Annotated in this window: 15 protein-coding genes, 2 tRNA genes and 3 rRNA genes; 14 read left to right on the plus strand and 6 right to left on the minus strand. The window is 56.3% G+C overall.

Annotation, left to right across the window (positions count from 1 at the left end):
* Positions 1-14: 14 nt before the first annotated feature.
* From acnD to rlmM, 12 genes are all read left to right on the plus strand, one after another.
* Positions 15-2,636 (plus strand): Fe/S-dependent 2-methylisocitrate dehydratase AcnD, encoded by a 2,622-nt coding sequence (gene acnD, locus E4T21_RS05425; RefSeq protein ID WP_149284060.1) that lies wholly within the window; start codon positions 15-17, stop codon positions 2,634-2,636.
* Between the two features lies 1 nt (position 2,637).
* The gene (gene prpF / locus E4T21_RS05430) at positions 2,638-3,840 is read left to right on the plus strand and encodes a 2-methylaconitate cis-trans isomerase PrpF (protein ID WP_149284061.1); all 1,203 of its coding nucleotides are present in this window, start codon (positions 2,638-2,640) and stop codon (positions 3,838-3,840) included.
* Positions 3,841-3,893: 53 nt separating this feature from the next.
* Positions 3,894-5,375 (plus strand): bifunctional 2-methylcitrate dehydratase/aconitate hydratase, encoded by a 1,482-nt coding sequence (locus tag E4T21_RS05435; RefSeq protein WP_149284062.1) that lies wholly within the window; start codon positions 3,894-3,896, stop codon positions 5,373-5,375.
* 574 nt (positions 5,376-5,949) lie between these two features.
* Positions 5,950-7,487 (plus strand): 16S ribosomal RNA (locus tag E4T21_RS05440).
* A 166-nt stretch (positions 7,488-7,653) separates the two neighbouring features.
* A tRNA-Ile gene (locus tag E4T21_RS05445) sits at positions 7,654-7,730 on the plus strand.
* A gap of 97 nt (positions 7,731-7,827) precedes the next feature.
* Positions 7,828-7,903: transfer RNA gene (locus E4T21_RS05450), tRNA-Ala, on the plus strand.
* Positions 7,904-8,178: 275 nt separating this feature from the next.
* Positions 8,179-11,049: ribosomal RNA gene (locus E4T21_RS05455) — 23S ribosomal RNA — on the plus strand.
* A gap of 97 nt (positions 11,050-11,146) precedes the next feature.
* Positions 11,147-11,262 (plus strand): 5S ribosomal RNA (rrf, locus tag E4T21_RS05460).
* Together the 16S, 23S and 5S rRNA genes with 2 tRNA genes alongside form the textbook arrangement of a ribosomal RNA operon.
* A gap of 352 nt (positions 11,263-11,614) precedes the next feature.
* Positions 11,615-13,174: a BCCT family transporter gene (locus E4T21_RS05465; protein ID WP_149284063.1), complete on the plus strand. Its 1,560-nt coding sequence runs from the start codon at positions 11,615-11,617 to the stop codon at positions 13,172-13,174.
* Between the two features lie 134 nt (positions 13,175-13,308).
* A complete protein-coding gene (locus E4T21_RS05470) occupies positions 13,309-13,848 on the plus strand; it encodes a YaeQ family protein (RefSeq protein ID WP_149284064.1) in 540 nt (179 codons plus the stop codon).
* Positions 13,849-13,866: 18 nt separating this feature from the next.
* Complete coding sequence (locus tag E4T21_RS05475) at positions 13,867-14,340, plus strand: DUF2721 domain-containing protein (protein ID WP_338036116.1); 474 nt, start codon at positions 13,867-13,869, stop codon at positions 14,338-14,340.
* On the plus strand, positions 14,327-15,388 hold the full coding sequence (gene rlmM, locus E4T21_RS05480) for a 23S rRNA (cytidine(2498)-2'-O)-methyltransferase RlmM (RefSeq protein ID WP_149284065.1): 1,062 nt from the start codon (positions 14,327-14,329) through the stop codon (positions 15,386-15,388). The genes E4T21_RS05475 and rlmM overlap by 14 nt, the downstream gene beginning before the upstream one ends.
* A gap of 22 nt (positions 15,389-15,410) precedes the next feature.
* Here rlmM and E4T21_RS05485 read toward each other — a convergent pair whose 3' ends face one another.
* Positions 15,411-15,707 carry an antibiotic biosynthesis monooxygenase family protein gene (locus tag E4T21_RS05485; protein WP_149284066.1) on the minus strand — a complete coding sequence of 99 codons (297 nt, stop codon included), beginning with the start codon at positions 15,705-15,707 and terminating at the stop codon, positions 15,411-15,413.
* 26 nt (positions 15,708-15,733) lie between these two features.
* Here E4T21_RS05485 and tusA point away from each other — a divergent pair, with 26 nt between their 5' ends.
* A complete protein-coding gene (gene tusA, locus E4T21_RS05490; protein WP_149284067.1) occupies positions 15,734-15,988 on the plus strand; it encodes a sulfurtransferase TusA in 255 nt (84 codons plus the stop codon).
* 92 nt (positions 15,989-16,080) lie between these two features.
* Here the strand turns inward: tusA and E4T21_RS05495 are convergent, their stop codons facing one another.
* From E4T21_RS05495 to E4T21_RS05505, 3 genes are all read right to left on the minus strand, one after another.
* Positions 16,081-16,788, minus strand: a complete 708-nt coding sequence (locus tag E4T21_RS05495) for a hypothetical protein (protein ID WP_149284068.1) — start codon at positions 16,786-16,788, stop codon at positions 16,081-16,083.
* Positions 16,789-16,911: 123 nt separating this feature from the next.
* On the minus strand, positions 16,912-17,841 hold the full coding sequence (locus E4T21_RS05500) for a DUF3080 family protein (protein WP_187775116.1): 930 nt from the start codon (positions 17,839-17,841) through the stop codon (positions 16,912-16,914).
* 131 nt (positions 17,842-17,972) lie between these two features.
* Positions 17,973-19,415, minus strand: coding sequence for an MATE family efflux transporter (locus E4T21_RS05505; protein WP_240349302.1), 1,443 nt, complete (start codon positions 19,413-19,415; stop codon positions 17,973-17,975).
* 155 nt (positions 19,416-19,570) lie between these two features.
* Between E4T21_RS05505 and E4T21_RS05510 the strand changes: the two genes are divergently transcribed.
* The gene (locus E4T21_RS05510) at positions 19,571-20,158 is read left to right on the plus strand and encodes an elongation factor P hydroxylase (protein ID WP_149284070.1); all 588 of its coding nucleotides are present in this window, start codon (positions 19,571-19,573) and stop codon (positions 20,156-20,158) included.
* A 12-nt stretch (positions 20,159-20,170) separates the two neighbouring features.
* Here the strand turns inward: E4T21_RS05510 and E4T21_RS05515 are convergent, their stop codons facing one another.
* Both E4T21_RS05515 and E4T21_RS05520 read right to left on the minus strand, forming a co-directional pair.
* Positions 20,171-20,662 (minus strand): hypothetical protein, encoded by a 492-nt coding sequence (locus E4T21_RS05515; protein WP_149287056.1) that lies wholly within the window; start codon positions 20,660-20,662, stop codon positions 20,171-20,173.
* A gap of 17 nt (positions 20,663-20,679) precedes the next feature.
* A complete protein-coding gene (locus tag E4T21_RS05520; RefSeq protein ID WP_149284071.1) occupies positions 20,680-21,600 on the minus strand; it encodes a TatD family hydrolase in 921 nt (306 codons plus the stop codon).
* Positions 21,601-21,615: the final 15 nt, after the last annotated feature.

Consider the following 21,615-nt stretch of genomic DNA (forward strand, 5'->3'; position numbering starts at 1 on the left):
CGTGACATGCCAACATGAATACTGACTATCGCAAACCCCTGCCTGGCACAGAACTCGACTATTTCGATACTCGTGAGGCGGTGGAGGCCATTTCTCCTGGCGCCTACGAGCGTCTGCCCTATGTCTCGCGTGTACTGGCCGAGCAGTTGGTACGTCGTTGCTCTCCAGAACTGCTGGCTGACGCACTCAAGCAGTTGATCGAACGTAAACGTGATCTGGATTTTCCCTGGTATCCCGCCCGTGTCGTATGCCATGACATTCTTGGCCAGACGGCTCTTGTCGACCTGGCTGGTCTACGTGATGCCATTGCCGAGAAAGGGGGGGATCCGGCCAAGGTCAATCCGGTGGTGCCGACGCAATTGATCGTCGACCATTCCCTGGCGGTGGAACATGCTGGCTTTGATCCCGAGGCGTTCGACAAGAATCGTGCCATCGAGGATCGGCGCAACGAAGACCGCTTCCACTTCATCGACTGGACCCGTACGGCGTTCAAGAATGTTGATGTGATTCCGGCCGGCAATGGCATCATGCATCAGATCAACCTGGAGAAGATGTCGCCAGTGATACAGGTGCGTTCTGATGAAAGCGGCAGGGGAGTGGCGTTCCCGGATACCTGTGTCGGTACCGATAGCCATACGCCCCATGTGGATGCCCTTGGTGTCATTGCCGTCGGTGTCGGTGGCCTGGAGGCTGAAAGTGTCATGCTGGGGCGGGCATCGATGATGCGCCTGCCCGACATTGTCGGTGTCGAGCTGACCGGCAAGCGTCAGCCGGGTATCACAGCCACTGACATTGTACTGGCACTGACCGAGTTCCTGCGTCAGCAGCGAGTGGTGGGAGCCTGGCTGGAGTTCTTTGGTGAAGGGGCGTCGAGCCTGACTATCGGCGACCGAGCCACCATCTCCAACATGACCCCGGAATACGGCGCCACAGCTGCGATGTTCTATATCGATGATCAGACCATCGATTATCTCAAGCTGACCGGTCGTGAACCTGAGCAGGTAGCACTGGTCGAGAACTACGCAAGGCTCTCGGGGCTGTGGGCCGACAGTCTGGAGCAGGTCGAGTACGAACGGGTGTTGACCTTCGATCTATCCACGGTCGAGCGCAACCTGGCAGGCCCTTCCAACCCTCATCGCCGCTTGCCGACGGCCGCTCTTGGCGAGCGCGGCATTGCGGTCGATCTGGACAGGGCGTTGGCAGAAGAGAATGAGGGCAAGATGCCTGATGGTGCCGTGATCATCGCGGCTATCACCAGTTGCACTAATACCTCCAATCCTCGCAATGTGGTGGCAGCCGGCCTGCTGGCGAAGAAAGCAAATGAGCTGGGGCTGATCCGCAAGCCTTGGGTCAAGTCATCTTTTGCCCCGGGCTCCAAGGTCGCACGTCTCTATCTGGAAGAATCAGGGCTGTTGCCAGAGCTGGAAAAGCTCGGCTTTGGCATCGTTGCCTATGCCTGCACGACGTGCAATGGCATGTCCGGTGCTCTGGATCCTCAGATCCAGCAGGAGATCATCGACCGAGACCTCTATACCACAGCGGTGTTGTCCGGCAACCGCAACTTTGATGGTCGTATCCACCCATACGCCAAGCAGGCTTTCCTGGCTTCACCTCCGCTGGTGGTGGCTTATGCCATTGCCGGTACGGTGCGCTTTGATATCGAGAAAGACACACTGGGTCATGATGCCGAGGGCAACGCCATCACGCTCAAGGACCTGTGGCCATCGGATGAAGAGATCGATGCCATCGTTGGCCAGTACGTCAAGCCGGAGCAGTTCAAGCAGGTCTATATTCCGATGTTCGACCTGGATGCCGTGGAAGAAGCCAAGAGCCCTCTCTATGACTGGCGTCCAACGAGTACCTATATCCGCCGCCCACCATACTGGGAGGGCAACATGGCCAAGGAACGTGCGCTCAAGGGAATGCGTCCACTGGCTATCCTGCCGGATAACATCACCACTGATCACCTGTCGCCATCCAATGCGATTCTGGCGTCAAGTGCGGCAGGTGAATACCTGTCCAGGATGGGAGTACCGGAAGAAGACTTCAATTCCTACGCCACACACCGGGGGGATCATCTCACCGCTCAGCGTGCGACCCTGGCCAATCCCAAGCTGTTCAATGAAATGGTGCGGGACGAAGAGGGCGAGGTCGTGCAGGGGTCGCTGGCCCGTATTGAACCGGAGGGCAAGGTCACGCGCATGTGGGAAGCCATTGAAACTTACATGGAGCGCGGCCAGCCACTCATCATCATTGCAGGAGCCGATTATGGCCAGGGTTCGTCGCGTGACTGGGCGGCCAAGGGCGTGGCCCTGGCAGGTGTCGAGGCGATCGTTGCCGAAGGTTTCGAGCGCATTCACCGTACCAACCTGATCGGCATGGGGGTGATGCCGTTGCAGTTTGAAGAGGGGACAACGCGTACCTCCCTCGAACTGGAGGGTACGGAAACGTATGACGTCGAGGGCAAGCCGGCGCCTGGGGCAAGGCTTACGCTGGTGATTCATCGAGCAAATGGAAGCGCCGAACGGATACCCGTGCTCTGCCGTCTGGATACCTTCGAGGAGGTCTCCATCTATTCTGCCGGCGGTGTGCTGCAGCGTTTCGCTCAGGATTTTCTTGAATCGGAGGTGGCTTGAGATGAGTGCGCCCTTCGCCCCACAGTTGCGTATCCCTGCTATCTACATGCGCGGAGGAACCAGTAAAGGTGTGTTCTTCCGTCTCGAAGACCTTCCTGAAGCGGCCCAGGCTCCTGGACCGACGAGGGATGCCTTGTTGATGCGGATAGTGGGTAGTCCTGATCCCTATGCCAAGCATACTGATGGCATGGGAGGAGCAACTTCCAGTACCAGCAAGGTGGTCATCCTCTGTAAGAGCGAGTCGCCGGATCATGATGTGGACTACCTGTTTGGACAGGTGGCTCTCGACAGGCCCTTCATCGACTGGAGTGGTAACTGCGGCAATCTGTCGGCAGCCGTCGGGCCCTGCGCGCTTGAGCTTGGTCTGGTTGATCCTGAGCGTATTCCACAGAATGGAGAAGTCGAAGTACGCATTTGGCAGGCCAATATTGCCAAGACCATCATTGGGCGCGTAGCGATCACGAATGGTCAGGTTCAGGAGACAGGTGACTTCGAGCTGGATGGGGTCACGTTCCCGGCTGCGGAGGTCGCTCTGGCTTTCCAGGATCCCGCCGATGGTGAAGGATCCATGTTCCCCACGGGAGCCGTTGTCGATGAACTGGAAGTAACTGAAGAAGTCGCGGTAGGCGGCCGCATTCGTGCCACTTTGATCAATGCGGGTATTCCGACGATCTTCGTCAACGCGCAAGACCTGGGATATAGCGGAACTGAGCTGCAGGACGATATCAACTCGGACCCTGGCGCTCTGGCGCGCTTTGAAACTCTGCGTGCTCATGGGGCACTGCGTATGGGGCTGATTTCACGGTTGGATGAAGCGGCCTCTCGCCAGCACACTCCCAAGGTTGCCTTCGTGGCACCTCCCAAGTCCTATACTGCTTCAAGTGGCAAGGAAATTGATGCGACCAGCATTGATCTGGTAGTGCGCGCGCTTTCAATGGGTAAGCTGCACCACGCCATGATGGGAACTGCCGCGGTGGCCATTGGTGTCGCGGCGGCAGTGCCGGGCACGTTGGTCAACCTTGCGGCAGGAGGAGGGGAGACACGGACCTCGGTGGTCTTCGGGCATCCTTCTGGGACATTACGTGTCGGTGCTCGAGCTGAGCAGGCTGACGGACGCTGGGTCGCGACCGAGGCCACCATGAGCCGAAGTGCCAGAATATTGATGGAGGGAAAGGTCAGGGTCCCTGCCGAAGTCCTCGCATGATGACAGTGACGCCGCCTTCCCGGGCGGCGTCTTCCGTTTCGCTGGAGGCCAGCATGAGCAATGTCGAGAGCAATATCCGTCCTGATTATGATGAAGAACTCCAGTGCATTGCAGACTATACGCTGGAGTTCGAAGTGGAGAGTGACGAAGCCTTCGAGACAGCGCGCCACTGCCTGATGGACAGCCTTGGCTGTGGACTGCTGGCGCTGCGTTTTCCCGAATGCCTGAAGCACCTGGGGCCATTGGTCGAAGGCACATGGGTTCCCCATGGTGCTCGAGTGCCGGGCACTAGTTTTCGCTTGGATCCCATCAAGGCGGCCTGGGACATAGGCGCCTGTATCCGCTGGCTGGACTACAACGATACCTGGCTGGCGGCGGAGTGGGGGCACCCATCGGACAACCTCGGCGGCATCCTTGCTGTTGCGGATCACTTCTCGCAGCAGCGAGTGGCGCGAGGGGAGTCTGCGCTGACCATGCGCGATGTGCTCGATGCGATGATTCGGGCGCATGAGATCCAGGGGGTGCTGGCGCTGGATAACTCCTTCAACCGTGTGGGACTGGACCACGTTCTATTGGTCAAGGTGGCATCTACTGCCGCCATTGCCCGACTGATGGGGGCAAATCGGGAGCAACTGCTGTCGGCGTTGTCGCATGCCTGGGTCGACGGGCAGAGCCTGCGAACCTATCGTCATGCCCCCAATGCCGGTTCGCGCAAGAGCTGGGCGGCGGGAGATGCTTCCTCTCGCGCCGTGCGGCTGGTTGATATCGCCATGCGCGGAGAAATGGGCGTTCCCGGAGTGCTCAGTGCGCCTCAGTGGGGGTTCTATGATGTCAGTTTTAGCCACTTCAACAGCAACTTGTCACTCAAGCCCGAGGCCGAGCGGCGACTGAGTTTCCAGCGTGACTTTGGCAGTTATGTCATGGAAAACGTACTGTTCAAGCTGACGTTTCCTGCCGAATTTCATGCCCAGACAGCTTGTGAGGCGGCGGTAACATTGCATCCAGAGGTCAAGGGCCGCCTGGATGAGATAGAGCGTATCGAATTGACCACTCACGAGTCGGCGATACGTATCATCTCCAAGCAGGGAGATCTGGCCAATCCGGCCGATCGTGATCACTGCCTGCAGTACATGACGGCAGTCCCGCTGGCCTTTGGCGAGCTGCGAGTCGAGCACTATGAAGATGGTTTCCATCAAGATCATCCGGTCATCGATTGGCTGCGCGACAGGATGGTCGTGCAGGAAGACCCGGCATACAGTCGTGACTATCTGGACCCGAGCAAACGTTCCATCGCCAATGCGATACAGGTCTTCTTTAACGATGGCAGTTCCACCGACAAGGTGGTGGTGGAGTACCCTATAGGTCACCGCCGTCGTCGGGATGAGGGCATGCCGGTGTTGATCGATAAGTTTGCCCGCCACTTGGCGACGCGGTTTCCTCCTCAGCGCTGTGAGGAGATCATGAACCTGTGTCGCGATCGGCAGCGACTCGAGGCCACTGCCGTGGATCGCTTCATGGCGATGTGGACGATCTGAGCTACGAGCTACGAGCTACGAGCTACGAGCTACGAGCCGGCGTCTGGTACTGTTCGTTGCTCGAAGCTTTGGGAACTTTTTTACAGAAAGTCCTTGCAGGGCTCCGGTGAAATCCGTAAAGTACGCATCCGCTGCCGGGGACGAGACAACGTCACCAGCGGTAAGAGGTGGTAAAAGCGGTTGATTTGAAAAGACTTTTTTAAGTGCTCGGTAAAATCTTTCGCTTGACGGACAGGCTGAAATCAGTAGAATGTCCGCCACTTCGAAACGAGTCGCTGATGAGGCGCTCGTTCAGACTTTCTGTCATCACTGCTTCGATGAAGCAGAGCCTTGAAAAATAGGCACTTGACGAAAGCTTCTGAGTCTGTAGAATACGCCTTCCTCGCAGGGCGATCCGCGAAGCGGATCAAGTCGCAAGACAGCGAGATGCTCTTTAACAATTGATCAGGTAATTCATGTGGGCGCTTGCCGATATGTTGGTGACAAGTCACTGAATATCAAGGCAAGCGACTCGTCAAACGAGACGTTTGAACCTTGAGCCAAGTTTGGTCCACTTAATGGACTATCAAGCTTTTAACTGAAGAGTTTGATCATGGCTCAGATTGAACGCTGGCGGCAGGCCTAACACATGCAAGTCGAGCGGAAACGATGGAAGCTTGCTTCCAGGCGTCGAGCGGCGGACGGGTGAGTAATGCATAGGAATCTGCCCGATAGTGGGGGATAACCTGGGGAAACCCAGGCTAATACCGCATACGCCCTACGGGGGAAAGCAGGGGATCTTCGGACCTTGCGCTATCGGATGAGCCTATGTCGGATTAGCTAGTTGGTGGGGTAAAGGCCCACCAAGGCGACGATCCGTAGCTGGTCTGAGAGGATGATCAGCCACATCGGGACTGAGACACGGCCCGAACTCCTACGGAGGCAGCAGTGGGAATATTGGACAATGGGCGAAAGCCTGATCCAGCCATGCCGCGTGTGTGAAGAAGGCCTTCGGGTTGTAAAGCACTTTCAGTGAGGAAGAAGGCCTTCGGGTTAATACCCTGGAGGAAGGACATCACTCACAGAAGAAGCACCGGCTAACTCCGTGCCAGCAGCCGCGGTAATACGGAGGTGCGAGCGTTAATCGGAATTACTGGGCGTAAAGCGCGCGTAGGTGGCTTGATAAGCCGGTTGTGAAAGCCCAGGCTCAACCTGGGAACGGCATCCGGAACTGTCAGGCTAGAGTGCAGGAGAGGAAGGTAGAATTCCCGGTGTAGCGGTGAAATGCGTAGAGATCGGGAGGAATACCAGTGGCGAAGGCGGCCTTCTGGACTGACACTGACACTGAGGTGCGAAAGCGTGGGTAGCAAACAGGATTAGATACCCTGGTAGTCCACGCCGTAAACGATGTCGACTAGCCGTTGGGCTCCTTGAGAGCTTTGTGGCGCAGTTAACGCGATAAGTCGACCGCCTGGGGAGTACGGCCGCAAGGTTAAAACTCAAATGAATTGACGGGGGCCCGCACAAGCGGTGGAGCATGTGGTTTAATTCGATGCAACGCGAAGAACCTTACCTACCCTTGACATCGAGAGAACTTTCCAGAGATGGATTGGTGCCTTCAGGGAACTCTCAGACAGGTGCTGCATGGCTGTCGTCAGCTCGTGTTGTGAAATGTTGGGTTAAGTCCCGTAACGAGCGCAACCCTTGTCCCTATTTGCCAGCGATTCGGTCAGGGAACTCTAGGGAGACTGCCGGTGACAAACCGGAGGAAGGTGGGGACGACGTCAAGTCATCATGGCCCTTACGGGTAGGGCTACACACGTGCTACAATGGCCGGTACAAAGGGTTGCGAAGCCGCGAGGTGGAGCTAATCCCGAAAAGCCGGTCTCAGTCCGGATCGGAGTCTGCAACTCGACTCCGTGAAGTCGGAATCGCTAGTAATCGTGAATCAGAATGTCACGGTGAATACGTTCCCGGGCCTTGTACACACCGCCCGTCACACCATGGGAGTGGACTGCACCAGAAGTGGTTAGCTTAACCTTCGGGGGAGCGATCACCACGGTGTGGTTCATGACTGGGGTGAAGTCGTAACAAGGTAGCCGTAGGGGAACCTGCGGCTGGATCACCTCCTTAATCGACAAGTCACTGACTGTCGGTAAGTGCTCACAATGAATTACCTGATCAAGATAGAGCAATGACTGTTTGAGTCTGTGGCTCAGTTAGTTGAAGCCGCTTCTCTGATCTTAATGAAAAGAGGGTGGAGTCAGCTGATGAGTCGTGGATTGGTGGCCCGAAAAATGGGTCTGTAGCTCAGTTGGTTAGAGCGCACCCCTGATAAGGGTGAGGTCGGCAGTTCAAATCTGCCCAGACCCACCAAGTTCAAGCTGTAAGCCATCAGTTTAAAGCTATAAGTAATTCTGGCATTGAAAAGCTATTCAGTGCGAGGTTTTCTTTCAGCTTAAAGCTCAAAAATGGGGCCTTAGCTCAGCTGGGAGAGCGCAACACTGGCAGTGTTGAGGTCAGCGGTTCGATCCCGCTAGGCTCCACCATCTTGCCGCAATAAGCCTTAAGCTTTAGTGGTAAGAAAAGACGCTACCATACAGTCTGATAATAAGTCCTAAGCTATAGGCTTGAGGTGACGCTGAACGAAGCTGTCTCCTTGGAGCTTACAGCTTAGAGCTTATGGCTCTAAACGCTCTTTAACAATGTATATCATGCTGACAAAGTCTCTTTCTCTTCCCGGAGAAAGAGCAAACGATACGTTTCAAGCGTATCCGGCAATTGTCGTGATCGTCATCGATTGACAGACCCCTTGGGGTTATATGGTCAAGCGATGAAGCGCATACGGTGGATGCCTTGGCAGTCAGAGGCGATGAAAGACGTGGCAGCCTGCGATAAGGTTCGGCGAGGTGGCAAACAACCTGTGACCCGGACATTTCTGAATGGGGAAACCCACCCAGCACAAGCTGGGTATCTTGTACTGAATACATAGGTACAAGAGGCGAACCGGGGGAACTGAAACATCTAAGTACCCGAGGAAAAGAAATCAACCGAGATTCCCTAGTAGCGGCGAGCGAACGGGGACCAGCCCTTAAGCAACACAACTGGTAGGCGAACAGACTGGGAAGTCTGGCCATAGTGGGTGATAGCCCCGTAGCCGAAACCTGAGTGTTGTGAAATCGAGTAGGTCGAGGCACGTGAAACCTTGACTGAAGACGGGGGGACCATCCTCCAAGGCTAAATACTCCTGACTGACCGATAGTGAACCAGTACCGTGAGGGAAAGGCGAAAAGAACCCCGGAGAGGAGTGAAATAGATCCTGAAACCGTATGCGTACAAGCAGTGGGAGCAGACTCGTTCTGTGACCGCGTACCTTTTGTATAATGGGTCAGCGACTTATTTTCAGTGGCGAGCTTAACCGTATAGGGAGGCGTAGGGAAACCGAGTCTTAACTGGGCGACCAGTCGCTGGAAATAGACCCGAAACCGGGCGATCTATCCATGAGCAGGTTGAAGGTTGAGTAACATCAACTGGAGGACCGAACCAGGATCTGTTGAAAAGATTTGGATGACTTGTGGATCGGGTGAAAGGCTAATCAAGCCCGGAGATAGCTGGTTCTCCTCGAAAGCTATTTAGGTAGCGCCTCACGTATCACCGCCGGGGTAGAGCACTGTTTCGGCTAGGGGTCATCCCGACTTACCAACCCGAGGCAAACTCCGAATACCGGTGAGTGCAAGCGTGGGAGACACACGGCGGGTGCTAACGTCCGTCGTGAAAAGGAAACAACCCAGACCGTCAGCTAAGGTCCCGAAATCCTGGTTAAGTGGGAAACGATGTGGGAAGGCTTAGACAGCTAGGAGGTTGGCTTAGAAGCAGCCATCCTTTAAAGAAAGCGTAATAGCTCACTAGTCGAGTCGGCCTGCGCGGAAGATGTAACGGGGCTAAACCAGGTACCGAAGCTACGGGTTCGTCGAATGACGAGCGGTAGAGGAGCGTCGTGTAAGCCGATGAAGGTGGATTGAGAAGTCTGCTGGAGGTATCACGAGTGCGAATGCTGACATGAGTAACGACAAGGGTGAAAACTCCCCGCCGGAAGACCAAGGGTTTCTGTTCGACGCTAATCGGAGCAGAGTGAGTCGGCCCCTAAGGCGAGGCCGAAAGGCGTAGTCGATGGGAAACGGGTTAATATTCCCGTACCTCACTGTATTGCGATGGGGGGACGGAGAAGGCTAGGTGAGCCAGGCGTTGGTTGTCCTGGTGAAAGTCAGTAGGCTGGGGATTTTGGCAAATCCGGATCCCTAAGGCCGAGAGACGAGACGAACTGACTACGGTCAGGAAGTCATCGATGCCACGCTTCCAGGAAAAGCCTCTAAGCTTCAGATACAGTGGGACCGTACCCCAAACCGACACAGGTGGTCAGGTAGAGAATACCAAGGCGCTTGAGAGAACTCGGGTGAAGGAACTAGGCAAAATGGTGCCGTAACTTCGGGAGAAGGCACGCCGCATCAGGGTGACAGGACTTGCTCCTCGAGCCCGAAGCGGTCGAAGATACCAGGTGGCTGCAACTGTTTATTAAAAACACAGCACTCTGCAAACTCGTAAGAGGACGTATAGGGTGTGACGCCTGCCCGGTGCCGGAAGGTTAAATGATGGTGTTAGCTCACGCGAAGCTCCTGATTGAAGCCCCGGTAAACGGCGGCCGTAACTATAACGGTCCTAAGGTAGCGAAATTCCTTGTCGGGTAAGTTCCGACCTGCACGAATGGCGTAATGATGGCCACGCTGTCTCCACCCGAGACTCAGTGAAATTGAAATCGCAGTGAAGATGCTGTGTACCCGCGGCTAGACGGAAAGACCCCGTGAACCTTTACTACAGCTTCACACTGGACGCTGATGTTGCTTGTGTAGGATAGCTGGGAGGCTTTGAAACCCGGTCGCCAGATCGAGTGGAGCCAACCTTGAAATACCAGCCTGGCATCATTGGCGTTCTAACTCAGGACCGTTATCCGGTTCGAGGACCGTGTGTGGTGGGTAGTTTGACTGGGGCGGTCTCCTCCCAAAGAGTAACGGAGGAGCACGAAGGTACCCTCAGCACGGTTGGAAATCGTGCATTGAGTGCAAGAGCATAAGGGTGCTTAACTGCGAGACAGACACGTCGAGCAGGTACGAAAGTAGGTTCTAGTGATCCGGTGGTTCTGTATGGAAGGGCCATCGCTCAACGGATAAAAGGTACTCCGGGATAACAGGCTGATACCGCCCAAGAGTTCACATCGACGGCGGTGTTTGGCACCTCGATGTCGGCTCATCACATCCTGGGGCTGAAGTCGGTCCCAAGGGTATGGCTGTTCGCCATTTAAAGTGGTACGCGAGCTGGGTTTAGAACGTCGTGAGACAGTTCGGTCCCTATCTGCCGTGGGCGTTGGAGATTTGAGAAGTGCTGCTCCTAGTACGAGAGGACCGGAGTGGACGTACCTCTGGTGTTCCGGTTGTCACGCCAGTGGCATCGCCGGGTAGCTATGTACGGACGGGATAACCGCTGAAAGCATCTAAGCGGGAAGCCCCCTTCAAGATGAGATCTCCCTGAGGCCTTGAGCCTCCTAAAGGACCCAGCAAGACCAGCTGGTTGATAGGCCGGGTGTGGAAGCGCTGCGAGGCGTTGAGCTAACCGGTACTAATGGTCCGTGAGGCTTGACCATATAACACCCAAGGGGTTTTGGTCGATGACATCACGACGAACAATTGACGGGTACGTTGGAACGTGTCGGTCAGCATGATATGCATTGCCTTTTTTCGCCTGACGACCATAGCGAGTGGGAACCACCTGATCCCTTGCCGAACTCAGCAGTGAAACCGCTCAGCGCCGATGGTAGTGTGGGGTCTCCCCATGTGAGAGTAGGTCATCGTCAGGCATTTATTCGAAAAAATCCCCCGGATACGTCCGGGGGATTTTTTTTGCGTCGAGCGACGAGCACGCTACTCTCGGACCGTGAGCAGTGCCGTGCCACCATGCTGCTCGAAGCTTGAAACTCATTGCTTGCCAACCCCGATCGCCAGGATGGCTGGAATTTCACGTTTCTGGAGGTTGGCACGGCCCTCAGTGACGCCATCATGCTGCTCGTAGCTCGTAGCTCGTAGCTCGTAGCTCGTAGCTCGTAGCTCGTAGCTCGTAACCCACCGCTTACAACGCTCTCATTCCCTTCAACAGGAGTTTTCGGTAATTCGGTACGTCCTCTGGCGTGCTTTGCTGCCGCATATCTTGATATGACTGATTCCAATCCTGCCCTTGTCGATGGTGCTGACTTGTCACGCGATCGACTAGGCGACCCTCTTGTACTGATTCTTACCATCGGCTTCATTGCTGGGTTCATTGCTCTCTCTGTGTACGATATCGATATGGTCGCGAATGGTATTGCCACGGGCTTTGCATGGACGGCGAAGACGATGGGCAGTTATTTTCAGCTGCTGCTGTTGCTGACCTTCTTCATTGCCATTGGAGTTGCTATCAGCCCAAATGCGTTGGCACGTATCGGCAATCTCGACACACCCGAGATCAGCACCTTCAAGTGGCTGTCGATGATCATGTGTACTCTGCTGGCCGGTGGGGGAGTGTTCTTCGCCGCCGGGGAGCCGGTATATCACTTCATCGTGACGCCTCCGGCCTTTACGACCGAAGCTGGCACGCCGGAGGCCGTCGCTGGTGCACTGGCGCAGTCCTTCATGCACTGGGGATTTCTGGGCTGGGCGGTGCTGGGGACCCTGGCAGCTATCGCGTTGGCGCGCGCGCATTACGACAAGGGATTGCCGCTCCAGCCGCGTACCTTGCTGACCCCCGTGCTGGGTGATCGCCTGATGAAGGGCTCACTGGGTGGCGTTGTCGACGCGCTATGCGTGATTGCTGTTGTAGCAGGTACCGTGGGGCCGATTGGCTTTCTTGCCACTCAGGTGAGCTTTGGACTGCATCGTGTCTTCGGTGTGACGGATGGCTACACCACACAACTGGCGGTATTGGCCATGCTGGGGTTGGTCTATGTCACCTCTGCAGTGAGCGGAATTCATCGAGGTATCCAACTGCTGAGTCGCTTCAATGTGTTGCTGGCATTGGCCATTGCGGCGGTCATCTTCCTGTTCGGGCCAACGCTGTTCCTGGCCAATGCCTTTTTTCAGGGATTTGGCACGTATTTGGGCTCCTTCTTCGAGATGGCCACCATGACTTCGCAGACGGCGCCCGATTGGTGGATGCAGTGGTGGACGGTGTTCTTCTTCGCCTGGTTCATCGGCTATGGCCCCTTGATGGCCATATTCGTGGCACGTATTTCCCGCGGCCGTACCATTCGGGAGGTCATCGTCGCGGTTGCGGTCATGGCTCCGGTGGCAACGGCTGTCTGGTTCACGCTATTGGGTGGTTCGGGCATCTACTATCAGCTGACCGGTGTGTTTGATCTCAGCGAGGCACTGAACAACTTCCAGTTCGATGTCGCGACCTTGACCGTCGCCGAGTCTCTACCCGGAGGTTCGATCATGGTGTTGGCGATCCTGCTGTTGACGACGATCTTCGTTGCCACTACTGGTGACTCCATGAGTTATGCGATTTCTGTGGTCGGTAGTGGCCATGATGAGCCCAGTCCATTGATCAGGGCCTTCTGGGGAATCGCCATGGCGCTGATGGCAGGCATTCTGCTGCGTATGGGGGCAGGGCAGATCAGTGCACTGCAGCAGTTCATCGTCATTACAGCCATCCCGGTTTCTCTGGTCATGTTGCCGACGCTATGGACCGGGCCGCGTGCCGCAAGGGAGATGGCGCGTGAGCAGGGAATTGTGTAGCGATGGCCGTGCGCGAGGCTCCGGCCTCGCGCTGATACTACTGTCGGTGGTTGACAGCACTCCTGTGTCGGGACAATACATGGCCGGTAATCCAAGGTAGACTGCAGCCCCTGGTTTAACCCGGATGTTGACTCATGGCCCTGCAAGCCACGCCCTACAAGATTGAATTGAATTTCTCCGACATGGATCGCCATGTCTACGAGACGTTGCGTTTCACAGTTGCACGCCACCCATCGGAAACCGAAGAACGCCTGGCTGCCCGCTTGATTGCCTATGTACTGTTCCATCACGAGCAGTTGGCCTTTGGCCGTGGGCTTTCAGATGTGGACGAGCCAGCCCTGTGGGAGAAGAGCCTAGATGGCAGGGTGCTGCACTGGATCGAGGTTGGACAGCCGACTAGTGAGCGCATGACCTGGTGCTCTCGACGAACGGAACGCTTCAGCCTGGTGGCCTATGGCAGTCTCCGGGTCTGGCAGAGCAAGGAGCTGGACCCCGTTCGCCAACTGAAGAACCTCAATGTGGTCGCTGTGTCTCCAGAAGCGCTGGAAGAGTTGGCGCGCGACATGCCGCGCTCTCTGAGCTGGGCGGTAATGATTAGCGACGGTGAGTTGTTCATTACTGACGAGCGAGGGCAGCACGAAGTGCCATTGGAGTGGCTGGTGGGCGAGCGATAGAAGGTATGATGCAAGACCTTGCTCGATGATGCGGAGCTTTCTGCTGTGAATGTCACCACACCGGCGCTGTTGTTTCCGGCTATCTCATTATTACTGCTGGCCTATACCAATCGCTTTCTGACTCTGGCGTCGTTGATCCGCAAGCTGGCGGAGGCGGAGTCCAGCCTCGGCAATGAGGCACGCCTGCGGCAGATCATGCTGTTGCGTCGGCGTATCTCGCTGACCAAGCGCATGCAGGTTGCCGGGGTCTTCAGTTTTCTGCTCTGCACTTTGTCGATGTTTGCGCTGTTCATTTCGCTGGACTGGCTCGGGTTGATACTGTTCGGGATCAGTCTGGTGACGCTGTCGATTTCGCTAGTGTTCTCGCTTTGGGAAGTGCTTATCTCGACCAATGCGCTCAATGTGCAACTACAGGATCTGGAAGGATATGCGCGGGCGCGCCAGCAGCGCTCGGGAAGTCGTGCTGAAGAGGATCAGAATGCAGCCGAATGAACTATTGATGTTATGCCGGCCCGGCTTTGAAGCGGATCTTGCAGCGGAGTTGCAGGATCGTATTCAGGCATTGGGAGAGCAGGCCGAGGTCGAGCCCTGGATGAGTGAAGGGCTGGTACGGGTGATCCTCGCTGATGGACGGCCGGCCAATGAGCTTCATCGGCAGTTGAAGCTCGAACAACTGGTGTTTGCGCGTCAGACACTGGTGGCATTAGCGCCATTGCAACTGTCACGCGATGATCGCCTGTCGGCAATAGTCGATCAGGTCAAGGCCAGTGGCTGGAGCTTCGAGGAAATCTGGCAGGAAACACCGGATACCAACGAAGCCAAGGCGCTGTCTGGGCTGTTGAAGGCGCTTGAGCGCCCGCTGTCGAGTCATCTGAAGAAACGTGGTGCATTGCGGCGCAAGGCAGGAGGAAGACGCCTGCATCTGGTCTGGCGTGATGGCGATCAGGTGCAGTTGGGAATGAGCTTTCCGGGTAATCGCAGTGAATTTCCTGGCGGCATTCGCCGCCTGCGCTTTCCGCATGGTGCGCCGAGCCGCTCGACGCTGAAACTCGAGGAGGCATGGCACGAATTCGTTCCTCGGGATCAATGGGAAAGCCGTATCTCCGAAGGCATGCAGGCTGCCGACCTGGGAGCTGCACCTGGAGGCTGGACCTGGCAACTGGTGAAGCGCGGGATGCATGTCTATGCCATTGATAATGGCCCGATGGACAAAGGGCTGATGGCAACGGGAATGGTGGAGCACCTGCGTGAAGATGGCTTTGTCTGGGAGCCCCCTACACGTCTGGACTGGCTGGTATGCGATATCGTCGATAAACCGGCTCGTGTGATAGTCATGGTCGAGCGTTGGTTGCTCAATCGCTGGTGCAGGGAATCGGTATTCAATCTGAAATTACCGATGAAGAAGCGCTGGCAGGAAGTTGACCACTGTCTGGAAGGGCTAAAGCGACGCTTGGAAGACGCTGGAGTGGCGGCTCACATTCGTTGCCGCCACCTTTATCATGACCGCGAAGAGGTCACTGTTCACGTTCGGTTGCAGTAGCGCCTGATCTTGCCTTTTCTGGCTATAGGCCCGGGAAGGCAGGTTCATAGATGCGTATTTTCTCTTCTTCGGTGAGAAGGGGTTGCAGGTATTGCATGGCGCGCAAGCGAGCCTCGCTGGTGTACCATTCTTTCCAGGCGCGGAGATCCCGCCACTTGGTGATCATCACTCGGCGATCAGAATGACCTTGCTCAACCAGGCTTTCGCCACCGAAGAAGCCACTGGCTCCTAGCGATTCGCGCAGAGCCTGACGTGCGGCCTGTTCATATTCTTCTTCCAAGCCTGGCATGATACGTCGCTCAATGATGATTTTGATCATTCTTATACTCCGACTCCGAGGTACTGATAGTGGATTTTGCCGATTCGCTGCCCATCAGCGACAGGGAACTGGATACCACAGGGCTATTCTGTCCTGAGCCGATCATGATGATGCACAACGCTGTGCGTGACATGAATGCAGGACAAGTGCTCAAGGTGATTGCCACTGACCCTGCTACCACTCGCGATGTACCCAAGTTCTGTCAGTTTCTGGGGCATGAACTGGTGGCCCAGCAAGAAACGGAAAGTGGATCTTATCTGTATTTTATCCGTTTGGGATGAAGTGCGGCAGGCGTGTGCCCGCCGCCGTACGTCCTTTCAGGCCGAGCGATATAAGCAGTCGTTGTCTTCAAGTGCATGACGGGGGATGTGAGTCATGACTGCTGGCTTGCCTCTGGAATCACCATCATGGCAAGCGCCTCCAGTGTCGATGGGTCTTCTTGCCGAATACGATTGGCAATCTGGCGCTGGAAGAAATACACCACCTGATGGCGACTGTGTCCAGGATACAGGCAGTTATCGCTGGGCAGTATTGGCAGACTATCGATCAGGCTTTCGTCGGCCAGCAGGGCCTCGATGTTGCCATCACTGTAAAGGCGCCAACCGAACACCTGCTTGAGCTGCCAGGGCGAGTTATCGTCATCCATGCACAGAGCATGTGTCCCTTGATGTTCCGGCAAGGTCTGGATGAGAGTCGTTTCTTCAGTGGCTTCGTAGTCGAAATACGCAGCTGCATGATGTAGCTCGACTTCCTTGTGCTCAGGAGGGGACTCCAGCAGTTCTTCGGTCTCTGGGTCGCGATAGCCGATGAAGTGACCATAGTCGGGATCATTGAGCTGTTCGCAGGGCGCCAGTGACTCCATCCAGGGCACAAGGCCGACGATGTCGCCGTTTTCTCTCAATCCCCAGGCCAGAACAGGCATGCCATAAAGGGTTTCTGGCTGAGAAGCGAGACAATAGACCATTTCCAGGCCATCAAGCTCGGGAGAAAGCCGGACGAAACGCCGACGAGCCTGGTGGCGTTGGCGCATACTCTCCAGGTCGATGACCTGGGCGGGGCGGGGTGACAACGGGATTCCCATGATGTCCCTCCAGCGGCTGCGTGGTTACTGCATCATCATCACGACCGACCAGGGTCGGATGTTGCGCTTGGCGTCACTCTCTCATCAATAGCACAGACTGGGGACATAACGTAAGCCCTGTTGCTATGGGAAAGTAGGTTGGCATATGCGTGTGACATGTCGGCGAAGCTGAAAGTGTTCGTCGAGAGCTACTTCATAGCGTGTCAGTGGGGATGTGGCACTGCCTGGAGCGAGCCAGGTCTGGCGGTAAAGGACAAAGTCCGGCGTGCCAGCGACATGGGCATCCAGAAGCGTTTCCATAGCGTTGAACCAGGTATTGGCCTGTTCACGCAGCGGCTCCAGCCAATTGGGTGGTTGGGGTAATACCAAGGCCTCATCTGAAGGGCAGGATGAGGGATCGGTAACTCCTTTAAGCAGGGCGTTGCTGTCAGCCAGAACTGTCGTAGCCAGCATCAGTGTGCGTAATAGTTCAGCACTGAGTGGCCTTTGCTGGAGGCGCTCGAAGTGACTTTCCAGAGTGGCCGACTCTGGCTGCCAGTTCGGGTCATATTGCTGCTGAACGGCTGCGGTCAGATAGTGGAGAGCGGGTAGCTGTTCATCAACTGCCGAGAAATCATCTGGAGGCAATGGTGTGCTGGCGCGGGAGAAATTGCTTCGCCACTCATCGGAGCCGACCAGGGCATTGTAGCTGATGGTTGGAAGTTGTCGGGTCTTGAATTCCAGTAAGTGGGAGAGACGGTTACGGTCCTCCTTGGCCAGCTTCCGCGCCTGTTCACTTTGCCGGCATTCGCTCAGAAGCCGCCATAGTTTCAGTTCGTACAACCATTGCTGGCTAAGTGGCGCAACCTTGCCGAGCTGATTGTTGTGTCCTGCTACCAGGTTCGTGATATGGCAACCACGCAACGCATAGATGTCGAGCAGGCCCGAACGTATTTCTGTGGTCTCCAGCAGCAAGTCACGCTTACGTGGGAAAGCGTCGATGTTGGGAGGCGCAGGGGGATCGGAGGTGGGTTGATCAAGCGCTATCTCCAGCCCCTGGTAGTAACGCGTCAAGGCATCCTCAGTCCGATTGTCTCCACAGCTGGTCAGAGACAAGAGCAGTGTCAGGGCGAGCCCGAGGCTCAGGCAGGCTCGCCCAAGTCTCCCTCGCCTAAATCTCTCTTGCCTAGGCCTTTTGGGCGTGATCAGGTAGTGCATCCTTCTGCCTGTCGGGCACGATTGCTGCATTGGCGTAAGCGTGCACTAAGCAGTATGGCTGCCATGGTCAAGCCTGCGACTAGCCCGATCCAATAGCCGTGGACCCCCATTGGCGGAATCCAGGCGCCTAGCCCGTACTCGCCTAACCAGTGACCACCGCCCAGGCCTATCAGCCAATAGGACAGCAGGGTGAACAGCATGATGACACGTGTATCCTTGTAGCCGCGTAGAGCGCCTGCGAGAGCAACTTGCAGCGCATCAGAGAGCTGGTACAGCATGGCCAGGCCCAACAGGCTGAGCGTCAGGACCTGGACGGCCTGATCGTGAGTGTAGAGGGCAATCACGGGGCGTGCGGTCAGCCACAGTATAAGGTCGTTGAGCAGCGCAACCGCCGCTGCGATCAGTACACCATTCCAGGCTACCAATCGGGCCAGGCGTGCATCGCCGCGTCCCAGGGTATTGCCGACTCGCACGGTCAGTGCCATGCCCAGGGAGAGTGGCATCATGAACAGCAGAGAGGTGTAATTCAGGGCTACCTGGTGAGCAGCAACTACGACTTCTCCGAGGCTGGCAACAAACAGGGCGATCAGGGTGAACAGCGTGACTTCGACAAAGATCGCGATGCCGATGGGAACCCCTACATAGAGTAGCTCTCCGATTACCCGCGGCGAAGGCATGGCGGGTGAGTGCCATAGATCGATATCACGGTAGGCGCGACTCTTGCGGGTATAGAGCACCATGGATAGTGCCATTACCCACATGGCGAAGGCGGTAGCGATACCGCAACCAAAGGCGCCAAGGGCAGGGAGCTCCAACACAAAGGCGGGAGTCGCATCGCCGAGCAGCGCTTGAATGCCCGGGCCACCATAGATCAGCAAGTAGTTGGCAGGAATGTTGACTGCCAGGCCGATCAGGCTGATCCACAGCGACGGACGAGTATGATTGAGTCCATCGGAGAAGGCGCGCAATGTCATGAAAATAGCCACACCAGGCATGCCAAAGGCCACTGCTCCGACATAGTCGGAGGCTCTCGTGGCCACAGCCGGAGGCACATCCATCAAACGGAAGATGGGGTCGACCCATAGGCTCAGAGCCAGAGCCGATAACAGGCCCATGGCAATGCCCACCCACATGGCCTGGTGGACGTTAGGGCGAATGCGATCCAATCGATTGCCGCCAGACAATTGAGCGACAATTGGCGTCAATCCCATCAGGGTGCCAGTCATCAGCAACATCAGCGGTACCCACAGACTGGCTCCGACAGAAACGGCAGCAAGGTCGGATGCGCTCAGACGTCCGGTCATCATGATATCGACGACGCTCATGCCTGCCTGGGCGAGTTGAGCACCACAGATCGGCAAGGCGAGACGGATCAGCGGCCAAGTCTCACGACGGCTGGTCGCGAGAAAGTCAGTGGGTAGAACACGCAAGGTTTTTATGCTCCATGCAGAAGGGCCGGACATCATGTCCGGTATCAATCTAGTGTATCAGTGCCTGCACCATTTTGGAGCTTTGCTACGCAGCTACCTGCAGGCTTGGTATCCTAGAGGGCTTAATTCATGGCTGTTCCTGTATAGGTATTCGAGTGTCCCACTGTCTTGACGATGTTATCGCGTTATTTGATGGGGTGTTTCAGAAGACTTTCCGCACTCGGCTGGTGCGTGGTGGCGATGAGCCGTTGTACCTGCCGGCAGATGATGACTCACCCTGGCATCGTGTCATTTTTGCTCGAGGCTTCTATTCCAGCGCACTGCATGAAATCAGCCACTGGTGTATTGCTGGCACTGCCCGGCGCCAATTGGAAGACTACGGTTACTGGTATACACCAGATGGGCGTGATGCCGAGCAGCAGCGTGCCTTTGAAAAGGTCGAGGTTGCCCCCCAGGCTCTGGAGATGTTGTTCTGTGAAGCCTGTGGCCTGCCATTTCATGTCAGCGTTGACAACCTGGGCGAGGTTGACGTCGACCGGGAGGCCTTTGCCACCCAGGTCCAGGAAAGAGCCGAGCGCTATCGCAGCGAAGGATTGCCATGTAGGGCCCGGGCCTTTGAGCAGGCATTGTGCAGTTTTTACCAGGATGGCCTGAACATGTCGTCGGCTATTGCTGCTGGGCTTGAGTGCCTTTCAGACTTACATGAAGGCACTCGTGAGCCCCTGCTGGAAACCCAGAGATAACGCAAGAAGTATCTACTCCTCGCTCCATTCGCTGTCGTTCAGGCGACGATGCAGATGCAGCATGACCTCGACTTCCTGTTCTGGACGCATGGGTTCCATTCCCAACTCGCCAAAGAGCTCGTTACGTGCCTGAGACCACTCTCCAGGAAGGAGGTCATGGTAGAGGCTGTCGGCCGGTGCCAGTTCGACGAATGGATCTATACCATAGATATCGAAGAGGCGTGACAGGGCGGCTTCGTCGTCGAATATACCTGCGGTATAGAGAGTGGCATTGAAGTGATCGCTCTCCAGCTCGCGAATCACATCCAGGGGGCTGACACCCATGCTGGAAAGTTCCTCCAGGCTGTAGTCGCCCAGAGACAGCGTTTCGTTGTCGAGCCAATCATCATCGGGCTGAATCAGCGTGTGCTTGATTCGGCCATCTTGCAGGCTCCAGGCAATCGCCAGAGGTAAACCGCCATCTTCGCCAGTTTCCACTGCGATGAAGGCTGGCATTTCAGGCATACTCTCCGTAGCCATAATCAGGACTCCTCTCCTGGCGTTTCACCTGGACCTGTGATGGGTCCTTTGCTTGAACTTGCTGATGGTGCTGCGATACCAAAGAACGCCAAGGCAGTGGCGGTGCTGCTGGCAGCCAACTGGGCTTCGCTTTCGCCTCGCCAGTGAGCAATTTCCCGAACGATCCATGGCAGTAGCGCGGGCTCATGGCGCCGCCCCTTTAGCTTGGCCGGAAGATTGCGAGGCAGCAAATAAGGGCAGTCTGTTTCCACCATCAGGCGATCAGCCGGGATATCCGCTACCAGTTCACGCAGGTGGTGGCCGCGTCGCTCATCGCAGATCCATCCGGTCAGGCCGATATGCAGGTCCTGATCCAGGTAGCCGTATAACGTGTCTTTGTCTGCCGTGAAACAGTGCACGACTGCATGCTGGATATCATCCCTCCAGGACTTGAGGATGTCGCACATTCGTGCGCCGGCATCGCGCTCATGCAGAAACAGCGGTAAACCGCTTTCTACGGCCAGGCCGAGCTGGGCTTCGAAAGCTCGTTCCTGCTCATTGGGGGTGGAAAAGTTGCGATTGAAGTCCAGGCCGCATTCGCCAACAGCCACGACTTCAGGCTGGCGATGCAGGTCGGCCATGGCCTTGTGCATCTGGGGCGTCCAGTCACTGGCGTGATGTGGGTGCACGCCAGCGGTTGCGTAGAGGCTTGGGTAACGTTGGCATAGCGCCACTGCCTGTTCAGCATTGTGCAGTTCGGTACCGGTGAGCACCAATGTCTGGACACCGGCTGCATGTGCCCGCTGCAGTGTGGCTTCCAGGTCGCGGGCAAAGCTCTCGTGAGTCAGGTTTGCACCGATATCGACCAAGGGAACCGGCGAGTGGAAGCGCAATGCTTCGGGAAGCCCTTCGTCGATGGATGGCGAGGAATGGACAGTGGGCAAGTGACAGCTCCTTGG

The organism is Halomonas binhaiensis, from assembly GCF_008329985.2.
Classification (GTDB): Bacteria; Pseudomonadota; Gammaproteobacteria; order Pseudomonadales; family Halomonadaceae; genus Halomonas; species Halomonas binhaiensis.